19 protein-coding genes are annotated in these 18236 nt (G+C 48.3%); 6 read left to right on the forward strand and 13 right to left on the reverse strand.

The features are described 5' to 3' along the window. From E1757_RS00005 to mraY, 4 genes are all read right to left on the reverse strand, one after another. On the reverse strand, nucleotides 1-342 hold a 342-nt coding region (locus E1757_RS00005), incomplete at its 3' end, for a transposase (RefSeq protein ID WP_133224768.1). Between the two features lie 244 nt (nucleotides 343-586). Beyond that, a complete protein-coding gene (locus E1757_RS00010; RefSeq protein ID WP_133224769.1) occupies nucleotides 587-697 on the reverse strand; it encodes a sporulation protein YjcZ in 111 nt (36 codons plus the stop codon). Between the two features lie 475 nt (nucleotides 698-1172). Further along, a complete protein-coding gene (locus E1757_RS00015; protein ID WP_133224770.1) occupies nucleotides 1173-1964 on the reverse strand; it encodes an alpha/beta fold hydrolase in 792 nt (263 codons plus the stop codon). A gap of 290 nt (nucleotides 1965-2254) precedes the next feature. After that, complete coding sequence (gene mraY, locus E1757_RS00020) at nucleotides 2255-3208, reverse strand: phospho-N-acetylmuramoyl-pentapeptide-transferase (RefSeq protein ID WP_133224771.1); 954 nt, start codon at nucleotides 3206-3208, stop codon at nucleotides 2255-2257. A 421-nt stretch (nucleotides 3209-3629) separates the two neighbouring features. On the opposite strand from mraY, the gene E1757_RS00025 reads away from it, so the two are divergent. Together E1757_RS00025 and E1757_RS00030 are read left to right on the forward strand one after the other, a co-directional pair. Then, complete coding sequence (locus tag E1757_RS00025) at nucleotides 3630-4076, forward strand: GNAT family N-acetyltransferase (protein ID WP_133225632.1); 447 nt, start codon at nucleotides 3630-3632, stop codon at nucleotides 4074-4076. Nucleotides 4077-4238: 162 nt separating this feature from the next. After that, on the forward strand, nucleotides 4239-4559 hold the full coding sequence (locus tag E1757_RS00030) for a MazG nucleotide pyrophosphohydrolase domain-containing protein (protein WP_133224772.1): 321 nt from the start codon (nucleotides 4239-4241) through the stop codon (nucleotides 4557-4559). 201 nt (nucleotides 4560-4760) lie between these two features. On the opposite strand, the gene lhgO is transcribed toward E1757_RS00030, so the two are convergent. The 9 genes from lhgO to E1757_RS00075 form a co-directional block, all read right to left on the reverse strand. Then, the gene (gene lhgO, locus E1757_RS00035; protein WP_133224773.1) at nucleotides 4761-5945 is read right to left on the reverse strand and encodes an L-2-hydroxyglutarate oxidase; all 1185 of its coding nucleotides are present in this window, start codon (nucleotides 5943-5945) and stop codon (nucleotides 4761-4763) included. A 28-nt stretch (nucleotides 5946-5973) separates the two neighbouring features. Further along, entirely contained in the window at nucleotides 5974-6891 is a 918-nt protein-coding gene (glaH, locus tag E1757_RS00040; protein WP_425464808.1) for a glutarate dioxygenase GlaH, read from the reverse strand. Nucleotides 6892-6913: 22 nt separating this feature from the next. Then, nucleotides 6914-7237 (reverse strand): DUF4387 domain-containing protein, encoded by a 324-nt coding sequence (locus E1757_RS00045; RefSeq protein ID WP_133224775.1) that lies wholly within the window; start codon nucleotides 7235-7237, stop codon nucleotides 6914-6916. 29 nt (nucleotides 7238-7266) lie between these two features. Then, nucleotides 7267-8640 (reverse strand): acyclic terpene utilization AtuA family protein, encoded by a 1374-nt coding sequence (locus tag E1757_RS00050; RefSeq protein WP_133224776.1) that lies wholly within the window; start codon nucleotides 8638-8640, stop codon nucleotides 7267-7269. 255 nt (nucleotides 8641-8895) lie between these two features. Continuing rightward, complete coding sequence (locus E1757_RS00055; RefSeq protein ID WP_281282473.1) at nucleotides 8896-9927, reverse strand: ABC transporter ATP-binding protein; 1032 nt, start codon at nucleotides 9925-9927, stop codon at nucleotides 8896-8898. Continuing rightward, a complete protein-coding gene (locus E1757_RS00060; protein ID WP_133224778.1) occupies nucleotides 9896-10927 on the reverse strand; it encodes an ABC transporter ATP-binding protein in 1032 nt (343 codons plus the stop codon). The genes E1757_RS00055 and E1757_RS00060 overlap by 32 nt, the downstream gene beginning before the upstream one ends. Before the next feature lie 25 nt (nucleotides 10928-10952). Beyond that, the gene (locus tag E1757_RS00065; protein WP_246078948.1) at nucleotides 10953-11885 is read right to left on the reverse strand and encodes an ABC transporter permease; all 933 of its coding nucleotides are present in this window, start codon (nucleotides 11883-11885) and stop codon (nucleotides 10953-10955) included. Between the two features lie 27 nt (nucleotides 11886-11912). Then, complete coding sequence (locus E1757_RS00070; RefSeq protein ID WP_133224779.1) at nucleotides 11913-12923, reverse strand: ABC transporter permease; 1011 nt, start codon at nucleotides 12921-12923, stop codon at nucleotides 11913-11915. 56 nt (nucleotides 12924-12979) lie between these two features. Beyond that, nucleotides 12980-14542: an ABC transporter substrate-binding protein gene (locus E1757_RS00075; RefSeq protein ID WP_133224780.1), complete on the reverse strand. Its 1563-nt coding sequence runs from the start codon at nucleotides 14540-14542 to the stop codon at nucleotides 12980-12982. A 422-nt stretch (nucleotides 14543-14964) separates the two neighbouring features. On the opposite strand from E1757_RS00075, the gene E1757_RS00080 reads away from it, so the two are divergent. The 4 genes from E1757_RS00080 (at nucleotide 14965) to E1757_RS00095 (ending at nucleotide 18153) form a co-directional block, all read left to right on the forward strand. Further along, on the forward strand, nucleotides 14965-15732 hold the full coding sequence (locus tag E1757_RS00080; protein WP_133224781.1) for a GntR family transcriptional regulator: 768 nt from the start codon (nucleotides 14965-14967) through the stop codon (nucleotides 15730-15732). Nucleotides 15733-15744: 12 nt separating this feature from the next. Then, complete coding sequence (locus E1757_RS00085; protein WP_133224782.1) at nucleotides 15745-16131, forward strand: (deoxy)nucleoside triphosphate pyrophosphohydrolase; 387 nt, start codon at nucleotides 15745-15747, stop codon at nucleotides 16129-16131. Between the two features lie 236 nt (nucleotides 16132-16367). After that, nucleotides 16368-17309, forward strand: coding sequence for a carbohydrate ABC transporter permease (locus E1757_RS00090; protein WP_133224783.1), 942 nt, complete (start codon nucleotides 16368-16370; stop codon nucleotides 17307-17309). 22 nt (nucleotides 17310-17331) lie between these two features. Continuing rightward, complete coding sequence (locus E1757_RS00095; protein ID WP_133224784.1) at nucleotides 17332-18153, forward strand: carbohydrate ABC transporter permease; 822 nt, start codon at nucleotides 17332-17334, stop codon at nucleotides 18151-18153. The last annotated feature ends 83 nt before the right edge of the window (nucleotides 18154-18236 follow it).

Raw genomic sequence — 18236 nt, forward strand, 5'->3', positions numbered from 1 at the left:
TAACCGCAACTTGCGGAATTTCGTCAGCGAACTCGGATCGATGACCGGGTCCTCCGGCGCCATGTCGAGAAAGTATTTAAACGACAAGTCATACCGAGAGCGCTCGACGATATCTACGTCAGACAACTCGAATATGGCTTTTAATAGGAGATACTTGAACATGCGGATCGGATCGATCGCATTGCGACCGTTGTCTAAACAGTATTTATCTTTCAATTCATCGTATATGAAAGTAAAGTCCACCAGATCGTTGATTTGGCGCAACATATTGTCCTTTGGCACGACGATGTCATATAACCTTGCATATGGACTTAAAACCATTAATTGTTGTTGCCGAATCATTCGATCACCCGCTCTTCATGATGCTTTAATTATAAGCGAAAAGAGGCACAGCCTGCTCAATTTTCTTGAGGGACTGTACCTCTTATAGATGATACGGACTTTTTCAGTGGCCTCTCCCGAAGGAAAGAGGGTTTTGAGGGTGCGGAGGATATTAATTACACGGGTATCGTGATTTAATATCCGTAACTAATTATATCCTTATCCCCTAATAAAATGACTCGTAGCATGACTATTACTCACATTGTTAGATCCAAGAACGGGAAACGATAACAAGGAGAATAAACAACACCAGAATCACACCAGTTGAAGTAAAGAAACCGCCACAGCTACGTCCAATACCTCCCAAATCGCTCATAGTTTCAGCCTCCTTTCTATCTAGCTTGTGTATTTTATGGATTTATGGTGTTTCGAGATTGGACTGTTCAGAAAATCAGGCTTTTGTAAGGGAATATATATCGTTCCATATTTGTAAGATTTACATAAGATATGATCAAGGTCATCCCCAGCTGACCCCCTCCTTTCTAACTGCTGAGTAGACGGTTGCATTCATTGAACCGTCTATTTGGCATTTTACTCTAAAATAAAAGCCCTCGATCCCGAAGGGAAGAGGGGTTAAATCATACCTTACTACGGCGACCGGTTGCGGCAAATAGGGACTCCCTACATTAAGCTACGAAGAACGATAGCACGATAGCAGCTGCTGGGGCAGCTGTTTTTATCCGATAAGTCGTAATCGGATAAACTCGAAGAAACGGCAGCCGGCATAAAGGCTGTCGTTTTCTCAGCTTGCCTGTCGTCATGCTCTTGCGGTTCCTGCGGTGAGGCGTTCATCACCGCGCAGTCCCTACGAACTCCCGCATCAGCTGATTGAACTTGTCGCGTTCGTCGTAGAACGAGCCGTGGCCGCTGTACATGAACGGCACGAGCCGCGAATGGGGAATTTTCCGATGCATCTCCTCCGCCTGGCTGAACGGAATGACCTGGTCGTGAATACCATGCACGATTAGCGTCGGCAACTGGATGCGAGACAGGTCGGCATTCAAATCGAAGTCTCGCAGCATGACGATGATCGCGGCCGTCGACCAGCCGGCGGCCTGCATGCCCATCCGATTGAACCAGTCCGAGAATGGCTTGGTGATGTACCGGAAGAAGAAAATGTCCGTCACACCGAGCATCATGTTCGCCCGGTCGTTCAACGTCTCCTTCAGCAGCTGTGCGGCCGTCTCCTTGGTGAAGCCGCGCGGCGCCGCTGCGTCGATCAGCACGAGCTTGGATACGCCGCCGCCATTGTACCGTACGACGTATTTGATCGCGATCGCGCCTCCGGTTGAATGTCCGGCGAGCACGAAATCTTTCAATTGCAGCTCCTCGACGACGGCGCGGATATCGTCCGCAAGCCGATCTAAATTATAGCCGCCGTAGGGCCGATCCGACTTGCCGAAGCCACGCCAGTCGATGCCGATACAGCGGTAGCCCATGCCCGGCAGTACGTCGAACTGATATTCGAACTGGTCATGGTTGAGCGGCCAGCCATGAAGAAACACGATCGTCTTGCTTCCTGCCGGGTTGATGTCTTCCACGTAGAGCTTTACCCCCGGCTCTACCGTTACGTAGTATCCCACTGTCGATGCCTCCGCGAATCAAAATCCTTTCCCGATAGGATATGCGCTCAGCGCCCAAACGTGAATGCTCGCCGGCTGCGCCGCTGTATGCGTTTTTTGAAAAAGTAACGTTATGCATAAGGAATTTAAAGAAATGCTGAATTAACCGGTCATAGAAAATGCTAGGTCATTACGCTAACGGATACGATAGTTGAATAATAAAGCGTCAGTCAATTGCGTTATTTTCACCGGACATGTTCTGGTCTAGCAGAATGACCATAGAAGCTAATGCGCTCTCTGGTCATTTTACACTATAATATGTACTTCCATATAAGCCAGGATATGAATGCTGATAACCAAGAGATGAATCCAAAAACCATGACGATTTTATTTTCACTCCATCCATATTTCAAGCTAAAGTGATAATGAATGGGTGCCATTCTAAATATCCTCAGTTTAGTTTTCTTGTAATACCATACTTGCAGCATAACGGATAACTGCTCGGCCAGATAAACCGAAAATAATATGGGGATCAAAATCTCGACCTTTTCTATAACAGCTAAAAAGGCGAGAGATCCTCCAATCGCAAGAGAGCCTGTATCTCCCATAAATGCTTTCGCAGGATAAATATTATATATAAATAGCCCTAACAAACTGCCAATCATCACTAGTGAAAAACTCTGGACTTCAATTTTCTCCGATATCGCAAAGAAGAAAAAGAATGTTGGAATTGCCACATTTATAAGTAGTCCGTCGAGCCCATCCGTAAAATTTATTGCATTGGCTGACCCTACAATAAATAACATCGTTAGAACTAGATAAACGGAAATTGGCAGGTTGATTGAGAATCCCTTCAATACAAAAATTTCTGAACTTAAATTGAACTGGAATAGAAGTACAATAAGCAAAATGGTTGTAAATGCGAATTGAAATATCAGTTTTGTTTTCCCGGATATACCTGAAGGGTCCTGAAAAGCTGCCTTCTTAAAATCGTCCATAAAGCCTAATAGACTAAATAAAGCAAAAGTTGTTCCAATAAAAAGAACCAATGGTTTTGGATGGAAGTACATCGATGTTACTACTCCAACAAGTAGGATAATACCTGCCATAAGTGGAGTGCCACGTTTGGCCTGATGTTCCGGAGGCAGCACCGCCCTAATTGGTTGCGTTAGATTCAAACTGCGTAACCCCCAAATTAATAAAGGGGTTAATATGGCAACAAGCAGGAACGAAATTCCCAGAGCACTCAATAATGAAGCCTCCATTGGATCGGTTCTCCTTTTAAAAACTTAATTATTGACGACTCCATTACAGTTAGAGTTGTCCAATAAGTGTAATTATAGCCTTTTAATCAGCAAAAAAATAAGAAGAAAGCATACAATTAATTTCCTATATTCACAAAAAATAACAGGGAAAACTCGGTTACCACTAATTGCATTTGCTATTTCAGAAGGAGATCGATTCTACCTGCAAGGTCTAGAGCCGGAGATGGAATTTGAAGGACAGCGTTGGGTTCGTCTCGCCAGCCTGTATCCGGAAACCATCGACTTTGTCGTTTTTTATTGTTATGGCGAACTGGTATACACCAATTACGTGGAACCGTTTACTGTCAACTTCGACTCTAACTGGAGGCAATTAGCTTGGAAGGTGCGTCCCGGCGACCAGGAGTGGAAGGCAGTCGTACATTTGAAGAATGGTGAGGTTTTGGAGCGTAGGGCTGAAGAACAACGGCGCTTTGTTGCGTCCAATCTGTCAAGTGTGGCTTCGTGCTATGTCCTTGCAACCAACGGGGGACATCCATTTCCGTTTGCAATTTACTCGGATGAGCAGCCGGTTGGTTTTGTTATGTTGGCTTATGGAATCACCGGATACGAAGAACCGTCAATCGCAGATGACAACTATTGCATCATGCGACTGATGATTGACAAGCAATACCAGAACCGGGGTTATGGTTGGGAAGCCATGAAAAAAATCTTGGAATTTATCCGCACCTTTCCGGCAGGGCAAGCACATTACTGCTGGATCCCTTATAAACCCGATAACGTCGCTGCCAAAAAGCTTTATGAAAGCTTCGGCTTCCGTGACAACGGCGAAATCTTCAACAACGAATCAATAACCGTATTGAGACTCTGACGAGGGGCTTCATCGGGAATTTCCGATATGCTTGCCAGTTGCCGAAATAGTAGTCTCCACAAATCCTTTTTTTGAAAAAATTTTTCTCATACTATCCTCTTCTACTATATGTTGTTGTGATATTATATATATGTTACTACATATAGATGTGGAAGTGAAAAGATGGATACGAAGGAATTTCAACAATGGGTAGAAAACTTTTATCAAAAAAGGGGATGGGCAGATTATGGTCCATTCATTCGAATGGGATTTTTAATGGAAGAGGCAGGAGAAGTCGCAAGAGTGGTTCGTTCTCTAGAAATCGGTAGAGATCGTCCCGACGAAACAACTAAACGAACAGAGGAATTAAAGCAGGAACTGACAGAGGAACTGGGAGATGTACTCAGCAACCTGATTATTCTGGCTAATATGTATCATGTCAGTATGGATGATATAATGGAGACTCATGTAAGAAAGTTAAAACTACGGTTTCGTAATGAATAACCACATGAAAAGAACAGCTTTGAACCAACGGGACTGAAATCAGGGGCTTTGTTGCACTAACGGGAGAACGTTTGTTCAACAAAACAGCGGCAGTCTAGGACTTCTCGTCCAGGCTTCCGCTGTTTTCTGTCCAGTACTTTATTTTCCTTGAACAACGACGATCCGTAAAATAAATAATGAGTGCGAAATGACGTCCGGCAGCTAATAATGAAGATTGTTGGCTATAAACTTGCCGATCTGGATTGACGCTGTAGCGGCCGGAGACGGGGCATTGCAGACATGGACGCTGTTTTTCCCGTGAACAATATGAAAATCGTCCACCAGACCGCCATCCGGTTTTAAGGCTTGAGCCCTTACCCCGGCCGGAGCCGGGATGAGATCCTTGCCTTCGATTTCCGGAATAAGCTGCTGAAGACTGCTCACAAAAGCCGCTTTGCTGAAGGAACGGACCATTTCATTCATCCCTTCCTTCCAATACTTCCCCGCCAGCTTCCAAAAGCCCGGGTAGCTCATCGTTTCGGCAAAATCCTGGATGGAAAAGTCGGTTTTCCGGTAGCCTTCGCGCTTGAAGCTGAGGACGGCGTTCGGCCCCGCTTCCACATGCCCTCCGATCATTCTTGTAAAATGAACGCCGAGGAAAGGGAACGAAGGGTTGGGAACCGGATAAATCAGATGCTTGACCAGATGCCGTTTCTCCGGAACCAATTCATAATATTCGCCGCGGAAAGGGACGATCTTCATATCCGGCACCATGCCTGTGCTCCGGACAATCCGGTCGCTATGGAGCCCTGCGCAATTGATCATCTTCCTGGCCGTAAACGATCCGCGGTTCGTTTCGATCGCGACTTGATCGCCGCTTTCCTTAATGCGTCCAGCTTTCGTATTGAGCAGCAGCTCGCCGCCCCGTTGTTCGATAATCGCCGCGAACGTTTCCGATACCTGCTTATAATTCACGATGCCCGCCGCAGGCACGCGAATCGCGCCAAGCCCTCGGACATGAGGCTCGATCTCTGCGAGCTCTTCGGTGCTGATTCTGGAAATAGCGAGACCGTTATCGATGCCCCGCTTGTACAAGTTATTCAACAGCGGCAGCTCTTCTTTATGAGTAGCGACAATCACTTTCCCGCATAAATCATGCTCGATGCCGTATTTCCGGCAAAATTCGACCATCGATAAGTTGCCTTCTCGGGCGAATCTGGCTTTGAAGCTCCCCGGCTTGTAATAAATACCGGAATGGATCACGCCGCTGTTATGGCCGGTCTGCTGCTTGGCCCAAGTGTCGTCCTTTTCCATGACGAGCAGCTTCAAATTCGGATCGCTGTCTAACAGAGCCATCGCGGTGGAGAGACCTACGATCCCTCCGCCTATGATGATGTAATCATACATCCCCATCAACTCCAACTTGTAAATAATGTTACGACCGGGCGAACTCCCCGCGAATACGCATCAATTCCCTGTACAGCTCCGTGTTCTTCTCGAACGCCGCGCGCCCATGCATCCAGAACAGGTTGTTCAGCATGACCAGATCGCCTTCCGGCAGGGAGAGAGCTCCGGTTGCGGGGCTGGCTTCCAGCGCCTCGGACATATTCATCAAATATTCGGACTGTTCTATACTCTCAGGATAAGCGAATTGGTCGATAAAGCAAATACACGGTTTATTGTTTACTTTGAAAAAGGTTTCACGATGAACCGTTTGCGACACATTTTTACTCGACGGCGATTTGTAGGTGAACTTGTGGCTGGCTAACGGATGGTTCGCATATTGATCCAGCTCCTCCCAATCGTCGAGATGAAGCAGCCGCGATTCGCCGCCTACCGCATTTCTTTCCTCCATCTTCATCATCAGCAGCCAGTCCGTAGGCTCATCGACGAAAGTGCCGTCCGTATGCAAAGTAAACAAGCGGTATGCCTGACGCAAGTACGAATCGCTGTTATCCGTGTCTTTGACAACAAATCTCGCATAGTACGTACCCGACATCGCGTCGAAATTGGCCGGACCGACCAGGTGGGAAACGGCAGTGCCGAACTTCACATAATCGTCCAGCTTCGCCGTTTGTCCCTGAACACCGATCGTAAAGCCGCCGGACTCACGGTCATTCAAGATGCCGCGCACGGTTTCGAGAAAGCTGTGCCCCAGCAATTCGCGCAGCTTGCCTGCCATAATGTAGCGGAAGTAGGGGGTATATTCAAGATGCTGAACGTTTGTCGTACCGTATTCCTGTAAAAACTGCCGAATAACGCCGTTGTCGAGCTCGATGTGGTACAGACGCTTATGACCCGGATGTGCAACAACCTTATAACCTGCTTGTGTTTGAATGAATGACATGGACATTCCCTCCAAATATAAATTGAATTTAATTCACAGGTATTTCGATATCCAGAAGCGGAGCATATTGCTGGCAGCCGAAGATGTCTCTCTCGCCGGGGCTGCCGCTTGGCGCAGAACGGTATATGGTAAATTTAATGGCGAATGCAGGATCGTATTCCACAAAATCGCAAATTCGATCTTCAGGCAAGCTGTATAGGGCGGCCATCGCCGCTTTTGTAATGCGTCCGCTGTTTTTGACCAGCTCGTAGTTTTGACGTTCGCGAAAAATGATGTCGAAGGTGATTTTATCGGTACCGGCATTTTTACTGCGGATCGTCTTTGCCAAATCAATCAGTTTCTTGGATTCCAAGGTGATTCCCTCCCGTAATGTTCTTCCTGTTAGTTGCCAACCTCGATCATGCGTACATCGAACAGCTCCAGCGGATCGTCGACCGGGATGACATGGTTCAGCGTCCATTCGTACGCAGGCGTACATCTGAGCATTTCATCCACGACGAACGAGGCCGTTCCCGCCGTACCTTTCACCTCGGGAAGTCTGGCATAAAAAATTTGCCGGGTAGCCATCAAAGTAACCTGCTCGGCCAGTTCCTTCGTCTCGGCTACGCCTTCAACGACTACGCAAAGCTCATGCGATTTAAAATCTTTGACCGGCTCCATCTCGCCCATGACGCCGTCTTTGCCGAAAATTTTATAATCGATAAAATATTCTCTGCCTGCAGCCATCTCGGCCACCTGATTTTTAGACCATTCGATTACTTTGTCTATATGTTTAATGGAGTAGGGATCGCGAATTCCGGCAATACCGATGTACTTCTCGCCAACCTTGCCCGCGCCTTCCAGCTTAACCTTGATCTTGCCGTCGATGGGAACGAACTCGGGTCCGGTAATGCGGCATGTTTTTTCATCGTACTGCTCATAATGACAATTGGTCATATCCAGCATACCGCCGGCAAAATATTCAAAGAACGGGTTCGATCTTTCATACATCGCGTGTCCTGCGACAGAAGCTACGGTACAACGTTGATCCGGGTGCATCGCCGTCACTTTTACATCTTCATGCGAAATAGTTCCGATCACGGATTCTTTGGCTGCATACGGTTCGGCGCAGAAGGAAGCGCATTCCAGCACCTTGCCCAAATAGTAGGACAGATGCTCCGGGTAACCTTCGCGAATGGCAGGGGCCGCAAAGATGGCCGCATCGCTCGAACGTCCGCCGATAATGACGTCCGCTCCCATATCCAACGCTTTGATGAACGGGTGCACGCCGGCAACGGCGACAATCCGGTCTGTCTTATCGAGCTCGGAGAGTGTCAGGCTGCTTCTGCCATCCAATCCTTCAATCTGAACGCCGTCCCGGATTTTGCCGCGGACATACTCTTTATCCACCTCCGAGTAAAAATAGGCCAGCTTGAAGTTCGCCAGACTATGCTTCTTGGCCAAATCTTTAATAATCTGCACGTACATATCAACGCGGCTGTTCGAGCCTGTATCTCCCGACGAACCGATGATCATCGGGACGCCTTGCTCTCTGGCCGCCAGCAGCATGAGCTCCAAATCATGCACCTGCCAGTCGTACATTCCGACCGATTTGTCCGCGCCAAGCGGAGCGGGGCCGATATCGTCGCTTCCTGAATCGCAGCAGTAGTAATCCGGCTTCGTTGCCGCCCCCAGCTTGAAGCTTTCTTCTTTTGTAGGAGCAAAGCCCAGGTGACCGTTCGGACTAATGATGCGTAGTTGTTTGTTTGTGCTCATTGCAGTATCCACCTCACTAAGTTGTTATTACTTGTTATAACCAGTTGTTATGCACCAATCCTAGCTCATTCTTTCCCGCCTGTCAACCCCTGGTTTAACATCCACAGATTCTCAATTCAGACAGGTTCATGCCATAGATTTCATGCCGCAAAAGTACAGTTCGCAGAATGCCCCCGACCATCGAGGCTCCCGCTGCGCGATCCCGGCTTGCAGACGCCCGGCTCTGGATGTCTGCGCCATGGAGACTCATCCGGCTCAGCGGATGAGATGGCATGCGACTCCATGACCGTTATGCTCCACCCATTTCGGTCTTTCCTGACTGCATATATCGCCGATTCTGTGCATACAGCGGTTTTGAAACAAACATCCTTTAGGCTGCTCCAATGGAGTCGAGACACTGCCTTGTAAAATAATTCGCTCTCTTCTTTCACTTTTGTTCACAACCGGGATCGACGACAGCAGAGCCTGCGTATACGGATGCTGCGGGTTATTAAACAGCTCCGTCGTCTCCGCCAATTCGATCAGCTGCCCTAAATACATGACGGCCACTCTGTCGCTGACATAGTGAACGACGCTCAAGTCGTGCGCTACGAACAGAAAGGTGAGTTCATACTGCTCTTGAAGCTCTTCCAGCAAATTGACAATCTGGGCTTGGACAGATACATCCAGTGCGGACACCGGTTCGTCGGCGACAATGAAATCGGGCTTCATGGCCAAAGCTCTGGCAATCCCGATCCGCTGGCGCTGCCCGCCGCTGAACTGATGCGGATAATTGTCCAGATGACGCTGCGACAAGCCGACCTGCTCGATCAGCTGCCTAAGCTCGGCCTCCTGATCGGAATGCTTCGTGATGCCTCTGCTCACCAGCGCCACCTTAATAATGTCGCGGACTGTTTTTCTGGGATTCAGGGAAGCATACGGATTCTGAAAAATAATTTGATTTTTTTGCCGATATTTGTGCAGATCGTCTCCGCTCAATTTGGAAACATCCTGATTGCGGTACAATATACGGCCTTCCGTAGCTTCGTGAAGCTGGATGACCGTCCGTCCGAGCGTCGATTTACCGCAGCCGCTTTCGCCGACCAGCCCCAACGTTTCACCCGGATAAATGTCAAAGCTGACATCGTCGACGGCGTAGACGACCTTGTCTTTTTGGCGCGCCAACATCTTCTCCAGGAAGGAGGCGTTCTGCCTGTAATGTTTTTTTACATTTTGTACACGGATTAACGGCTCTTGCCGACTGCTGCCGCCAATATCAGAGGTGACCGGCTGCTTGCTGGAGGCCACTGGCTTCACTTCCTCTCTCGTACAATGCACAACGGACTTGATGCTCTTCATTGATCTGAGTCATGGATATATGCTTGTGGCAGGCCGCTCCCGCATGCGGGCAGCGGGCCATAAAGGCGCATTCGTTGCCCAGCTTCGTCAAATCGATAACGGTGCCGGGAATCGGCTCTATCTTTTGCCGCGTATTCGTAATGTGCGGAATCGATTTCAGCAGTCCTTGCGTATACGGATGCTTCGGATTTTCAATAATCAGGTCCGTAGGCCCGCGCTCCACAATTTGCCCGGCATACATGACGGCTACTTCGTGGCAGAATTCCGCCGCCATCCCCAGATCATGCGTCACAATAATCATGCTTGTGCCGTGTTCTTTATTGATCCGCTTCAGCAAATCCAATATTTGCGCCTGGATCGTCACATCGAGCGCTGTCGTCGGCTCATCCGCCAGCAGCAAGCTCGGGTTGCAGGCCAATCCCATTGCAATCAGGATCCGCTGCTGCATGCCGCCGCTGAATTCGTGCGGATACGACTCATAGCGCTGCTCCGGCGCCGAAATGCCGACCTCCCGCATTAAGGTCAGAACCCGTTCCTTTTCTTGCTGCTTCAGGTTGAACCGCTGCAGCCAGCCCTTTTTCTTCGGTTCGATGACGCGATGCGTTTGCAGCACTTCCCGGATTTGATTGCCGACTTTATAAGCGGGATTCAACGTCGTCATAGGGTCCTGAAAAATCATGGCGATTTCTTTTCCCCGAATGTTTCTCCATTGCTCGGCTGTATTATTGGCAAGATTTTGGCCGTTATAAATGATTTCGCCGCCTACGATTTTACCGGGACTTTTAATCAATCCCATAATGGAGAACAACGCAGTGCTCTTGCCGCAGCCCGATTCACCGACAAGGCCGACAATCTGTCCGGGCTTGACTGAAAAATTGACTTCATTCACGGCCTTAACAACTCCGCCGGCAGTCGCGTATCCAATCGTCAAATTGTTAATTTCCAGCATATTCCGGCCTCCTTTCCCGCTGCCATTATTTCGCTTTTAAACGATGATCCGTAATATCGCGCAATCCTTCGCCCAACAAATTGATGCTCAATACAAGGATGACCAGAAAGATGCCCGGTATCGTCGAAACCCACCAAGCATTCAGCATATATTCACGTCCGGTCGCAATCATCGAGCCCCATGCGGGTGTAGGCGGTTGAATGCCCAGCCCGAGAAAGCTTAAAGAGGCTTCCATAATCATCATGTAACCGAAACGGAGCGTTCCCAGTACGACAACCGAATGAATAATATTAGGCAATATTTCTTTGACCATAATGGCAATGCCCGGTCTGCCAAGAGCTTTGGCGGCTTCAACATATTCCTTCGTTTTTTCGACCATGACTTCACCGCGAATAATCCGGAAAAACTCTACCCATCCTTTAAACGTTAAGGCGAGAATCAAGTTGTTAAAGCCCGGCCCCAAAAAAGCCATCATTCCAATGGCAAAAATAAGGAAGGGGAATGCAAGCAATAAATCCGCAAACCGTGAAACAACCGTGTCAAACCAACCCCGGTAATAACCGCTGATCAAACCCAGTACCGTACCGATGGCAATCGAGATCGCGGTTGCCAGCAATCCGATCACAATGGAAATACGGGCACCGTAAAGAATACGGGATAACAAATCCATTCCTTGTTCGTCCGCCCCGAATAAATGGCTCCACTGGCCGCCTTCAATCCATGCGGGAGGCTTCAATCTGTCCGCCAAATCTCCTGCATAGGGGCTGTGCGGGGCAATCACCGGCGCAAAAACGGCGACCAAAATATAGATAACGATAATAATCCCGCCGCTCATTGCCGAAGGATGCTTGGACAATCTTTTGATAAAATCTTTGCTTCCGTTCAGCAAGTTCGTCAATTTGCCGGATGACAGGCTCAGTCCCGCATCGTTCGTTTCAGCATACCTGCTAGTGCTCAAAATTGTTGACCTCCCCGTCGGTAATCGTTACATGCGCAGCTTCGGATTTAAATAAGTATAAACGACGTCTACAATTAAGTTGGCGAGCACGAATGTAAAAGCATAAAACATGACAACACCTTGAACGAGCGGATAATCCCGGTTAAAAATGCTCTCTACGGCGAGCCTTCCGAGCCCCGGCCATCCGAATACCGTTTCCACAATCATATTTCCGCCCAGCAGAGCCCCGATCTCCAGGCCGATCACCGTTACGGTAGGGATCAATCCGTTTCGCAGCGCATGCTTCAAAATCACTTTCGATTCTTTTAACCCTTTGGCCCGCGCCAATGTGACATAATCCATTTGCAATACTTCCAACATGCTGGACCGCGTAATGCGGGAAATAATGGACGCCATCGCCGCGCCTAAAGTAACTGCCGGAAGCAGCAAATGCATGAAGGCGTTTCTGAAGCCTTCCCAATTGCCCGTCAATACGCTGTCGATCATGTATAAACCGGTAATATGCTGAATATCGATTCCGAAATCAAGCCTTCCTTTAACCGGGGTGAATCCCAGAGAAACCGAAAAAATAAACATGAGTACGATGCCTAGCCAAAACGGGGGCATGGATATACCCAAGAAAGCGGTTCCCATATTGGCTCTATCGATAAGGCTGTTCTGTTTCAACGCCGAGTAAATGCCGATCGGAATCCCCACGATCATGGAGAACAGACAAGCGGCCAAAGCAAGCTCGATGGTCGCAGGCAGCGTCTCGCCGATCAGCTCCGCGACCGGTCTCCGCTTTTTGAAAGATTCGCCCAGATCGCCTTGCACAAGATTGCCCAAATATTCCTTGAGCTGGACGTAGATCGGTTGGTCAAGATTAAACTGCGCCCTTAGATTATCCACTTCCTGCTGGCTGACATTCCCCGAATTGCCCATCATCAAATCGATCGGATCGCCCGGTGTAAACCGCATAAATATAAATACAACCAAGGCTACGCCGATCATAATGGGGATTGTTCCCAATATACGTTCCAGAATCTTGACAGAGCGCATATACGCTAGCTCACTCCTTTCTTAATGGAAGGGGAAGGGGAATGATTCCCCCTCCGTTATTTGCTGACGCTCGCTTTGGACATGTACAAGCTTCCGTCCGGCGTAGGAGACCAGCCCTGCAACTTCTTAACCCCGGCCTCTATTTCTTTCTTGGAGAAACCGAACACCCACGGAGCATCTTTATAAATCAACTGCTGCGCTTCTTTATAAATCGCTTTGCGCTTTTCCGCATCAATCTCGGTTGCGCCTTGCTTCAGCAGTTCGTCAACGCGCGGGTTGCTGTACTGGCTGTAATTGGCTCTGTCTTTCGTAATAAAGTTAGGATTCAGGAAATCGAACGGATCGAGCGTGGAATTGCCCCAGTCTCCCATGAACATCTGCCGCTCTCCCTTAAGCAGCATCGGCTTCAATACGCCGACGTCCCATACGCGGGTACTCGCTTCGATTCCGCTGTCGCGCAGTTGGGCGGCTACGGCTTCCGCCACTTCCTTGTTGTTCGCATCCGAATCGATCACGACCGGGAATCCCTTCGGGTATCCCGCTTCCGCCAGCAGCTGCTTCGCTTTTTCAGGGCTGTACTCATACGGTTTGAGCGAAGTATCGAGGGCGAATGCGTTGCTGAGCATCGGTCCGGCCAGGCGGGTCGCATAGTTGTTCAAAATTTTATCGATGATGGCATCCATATTGACCGCATGATTCATGGCTTGACGAACCTTGACATTATCGAACGGAGCTTTCTGCACATTCATCTGCAGCATGTACACCCGCGTACCTTCGACGGTTTTGACATCAATTTCCGGATCGGCCATCAGCGTTTTGGATAGGGAAGGGGACAAATCGTGAATCCGCTGCACCTCGCCCGCTTTTAACGCGCCTATTCGGGACGAAGCCTCCGGGATGACGTCGAATGCCAAATTTTTAATTTTGGGCGCGCCGCCGTAATAGTCGTCAAAGCGGGCCATCTCGATTCTTTCATCCATCTTGGCTTTGACCAGCTTGAACGGACCCGCGCCGACCGGTTTCTCCGCCAAGCCTTTATCTCCGACTTTCTCCGCATAAGCCTTCGGTATAATTTGCTGCAGCGGAAGCATCGTAAGCAGGATCGGCCAAGGATTGTTCAATACAAATTTGACTGTATAGTCATCCACAACCTGCACTTCTTTGACGCCTTCCAGCAAGCCCTTGCGCGGTGATGTTTTTCCGTCGATGCCGTTTTCTTTTAAAATACGGTCGAACGTAAATTTGACATCCTCCGCCTTCAAAGCGGTCCCATCATGAAACTTGACATCCTTTCGAAGCTTGAACACCCATTCCGTCGGGGTCGTATTTTCCCACGATTCAGCGATGGCCGGTTTAATAACCCCTTTCTCATCCACCGTTACCAAACCGTCAAACACATTCCTGAGTACGGATTCCGTCAAGCGGTCGCGGTAATTCGCAGGATCCAAACTCAATACCGGACCCTTAATCCCGACCAGTACAGAAGCGCTTTCATTGGTTGAAGCGGTGCTTGCCTTATCATTTGGATTATCAGTGCTTTTGGAACCGTTGTTCGAACAGCCGACAGCCAAGCTTAATACCAGTAAAGAAGATGTAAGCAGACGAGAAATTTTTTTCACCCGAATCCCCCTAATCGATAATTAATATTTTGTGCTGATAAAGACATATTACTGGTAATATCATGTAATGTCAACCATAAAAATGTGAGATATTCTTCCAACGGTCTTACAATCAATTTCAATTTATAATTAGGTTGCGCTTTCATTGGAAATTGACATCGCTTACAAATAATGAGCGGGATTTTATGTTACAATAGGTGACATTATTTTTTGGGACGCATCTGTTTTCAGTTAAATTAAGGAAATAGTTTGCAAATCCGCTTCATTTTTCATAATATAGTAGTATGCAAATGATATAACCTGTCATAGCCCGGGTTAAACGGCTTCTCCATCCATAGGGGTGTGCGCGCTTATCAAGGTTGTGCGAAGCAATGTATAAAAACCTATATATTCTTTTCAACTTATAAAGGAGATGAAATCCATTGTTGGATCGCAATACTCAGATTCCTCTATATGAGCAGTTAAAAAATTTGATCGCGCAGCAGATCAATGAAGGGAAGCTTGAGCCGGACCAACAAATCCCTTCCGAACGGGAGCTGTGCGAAGCCTATGGCGTCAGCAGAATTACCGTGCGCCAAGCGATCGCCGCCGCCGCAAACGAAGGGCTGCTCTACCGGACCCAGGGGAAAGGAACCTACGTAGCCGGCACGAAAATCGAGCAAAAGCTCAGCAACATCAACAATTTCCAGCAAACCTTGGTGAAGCAGGGCTTTATGGCTTCCACCCAGTTGTATAAAGCGGAAACGATCCCTAATAATTTGTTCTATTCCCGTTTGTTAAATGTAAGCATGCTTGAGCAAATCACCAATATTCAACTGATCGGGTTCGGCAATGAGGAGCCGGTTGTTTATTATGACAGCTATTTCAGTATGCACATCGGTCAACGCATATTGGAATCTGCTCAAAAGGCTGTCGACCATAAAGTTCCGTTCTCTACCCTGGATTTGTACATGGAAACGGCCGTCGCTCCTACGCATGTCGAGCAGACGTTTGAATCGACCGTATCTGACGAGAACTTATCAGGCATATTGAAAATTGCCGTCGGCTCCCCGATTCTGCTCGTCACCTCCATCGTTTATGATCAGCAGCAGCCGCTTGAATATAAAAATTCTTATTACCGCGGCGACAAATACAAATTTTTTCTGACGCGGGAATTTTCCGATTTCAACCTGCGGCCTATTGCGGATTGACGCATGCCCGACATGATCAAAGTCGCAGCAGCCATTATTGAGAATGACGAGGGCTTCATCCTGATTGCAAGGCGCCGCAAAGGGAAGTCTCAAGAAGGGTTATGGGAATTTCCGGGCGGGAAGCTGGAGGAGGGGGAGGATCCCGCAGCCTGCCTGAAACGGGAGCTGATGGAAGAGATGAGGATCGAGATCGCGCCCTACGAGCAATTGAGCACGAACGATCACCGCTACGGCGACCTCCATATTCATCTGATTGCTTATAGGGCGCGATTTACCGGTGGAACGATTGAACTGATCGATCATGATGATTACCGCTGGGTTCGGATAAAAGAACTGAAAGAATTCCAGTTCGCGCCGGCGGATATTAAGTTTGTCGAACTGTTGAGTCAGTCGTGCTGAGAGCATCAAGGGCCAAACCGGCAGGTTAGGGTCTATACATCCAATCCAAAGAGCTGTCTGCGTAACGCGAGAAATTCGCAATGCAGACGGCCTTTTTTTTCGCCGATCGGGCCTTTGACACAACCAAACCTTCCAAACCCAAGGTTAAAACTTTATTCAAATCGGTTAATTTTATTTCTTATGTCCCGCCAATGCAAAGGGTAGACTAGAGAAAAATACGACATGGGGTGAATTTCATGGCTACTGATACACAATCGGGCGGACAACCATTGCCAACGGCAGGCCATAAAAAAAGAAGCTCTATGCAGTGGCGCGAGGATCTGGCGGGTTACTTATTCGTAAGCCCGATGCTGCTCGGACTATTTGTGCTGACGCTGTTTCCGATCCTGGCCTCCTTTTTCCTAAGCTTCACGGATTGGAACTTTGTTGCCGGCTTCTCCAAAATGAAATTTCTCGGCTTCGACAACTTTGTCAAGCTTATGCATGACAGTGTATTTAAGCTGTCGCTCAAAAATAACGTCATTCTAATCATCGTGGTGCCTGTCACTTTAGCGGTTTCGCTGCTGCTGGCGGTAGTCATCGATAAGAAGGTTTATTTGAAGGGCTTGTTCAAAGTCATTTATTTCATTCCGTACATTTCGAGTATCGTCGCCGTAGCGATCGTGTTCCAGGTGCTGTTCCACCCGACCTACGGACCGGTTAACCAGATGCTCATGTCGCTTGGAATGGCCCATCCGCCGAAGTGGATTGCCGACGCCGACGTTGCGCTGTACTGTGTAATGGGGCTTATGGTATGGATAAACATCGGGTACAACATGATTATTTTCATGGCCGGCCTGCAGTCGATTCCGAACGATCTGTACGAGGCCGCGGACATCGACGGCGCTTCAAAGTGGAAGCAGTTTTTCAGCATTACGGTGCCTCTGTTGTCGCCGACGACTTTTTTTCTGCTTGTTACCGGCATTATCGGCTCGTTCAAAGTATTCGACATTATCGCCGTGCTAACCGGCGGCGGACCCGCCAACTCGACGAATGTGGTCGTATACCGTCTCTACGAAACAGCTTTCATCAATCTGCAAACCGGCTACGCTTCCGCAATGGCCATCGTACTGCTCATTTTCGTTCTGTTGATTACGCTTATCCAGTGGTACGGTCAACGTAAATGGGTCAATTATTAAACAGAGAAGGAGGGGACCCGATATGAAGATTTGGAAAAAAACGATAATTACCATAATTATGTGTGGTTTGGGTATCCTATTTATGTCGCCGTTTCTATGGATGATTTCCGCATCGTTGAAGCCGGAAACCGACGTTTTCGTCTTTCCGATCGAATGGATTCCGAAGCATTGGAATGCGATTGAAAACTATACGACCGTCTGGACGACAACCAAATTTCCGCTTTACTATTGGAACTCCATCAAGATAACGGTCGAAACGACGGTGCTGTCGGTGCTGTTCGCCGCAATGTCGGCGTACGCCTTCGCGAAAATCAAGTTCCGCGGCAGCAATGCGCTGTTCATTCTCGTGCTTGTCATCTATATGATTCCGAATCAGGCGATTCTGGTGCCGCAATTTTTGCTGATGCGCTGGATCGGATTGTTCGATACCCATCTCGGCCTTGTCTTGCTTGGCGCATTCAGCGTGCTGGGCACGTTCATGCTGCGGCAGTTTTATATGGGGATTCACGACGAATATATCGAATCGGCTAAAATCGACGGAGCGGGACATTTCCGTATCTTCTTCTCCGTTTGTACGCCGCTGGTTCGTCCGGCTATTGCCACATATGCGATTTTGCGCTTTATTTGGACATGGAACGATTACCAGAATCCGCTCATTTTCCTGAAAACGAAAGATTTATTTACGCTTCAGCTAGGCATCCAGTCTTTTGCCGATTTGAACGGGGCTATATACTCCCTGATTATGGCAGGTATGGTTTCCGCCATTTTGCCGCTCCTGATCATCTTCATTATCGGACAAAAGCATGTTATCGAAGGGATTTCGATGGGCGGGGTCAAAGGCTAAGGGCTTGGCATTTTGGTACGATTTCTGCAATAAGTCAAAAAAAGAGTGCAACAGGTTAAAAAATTGACTGATGTCCGATTCGG

It is taken from the genome of Paenibacillus piri (assembly GCF_004354045.1).
GTDB classification, from domain to species: domain Bacteria; phylum Bacillota; class Bacilli; order Paenibacillales; family NBRC-103111; genus Paenibacillus_S; species Paenibacillus_S piri.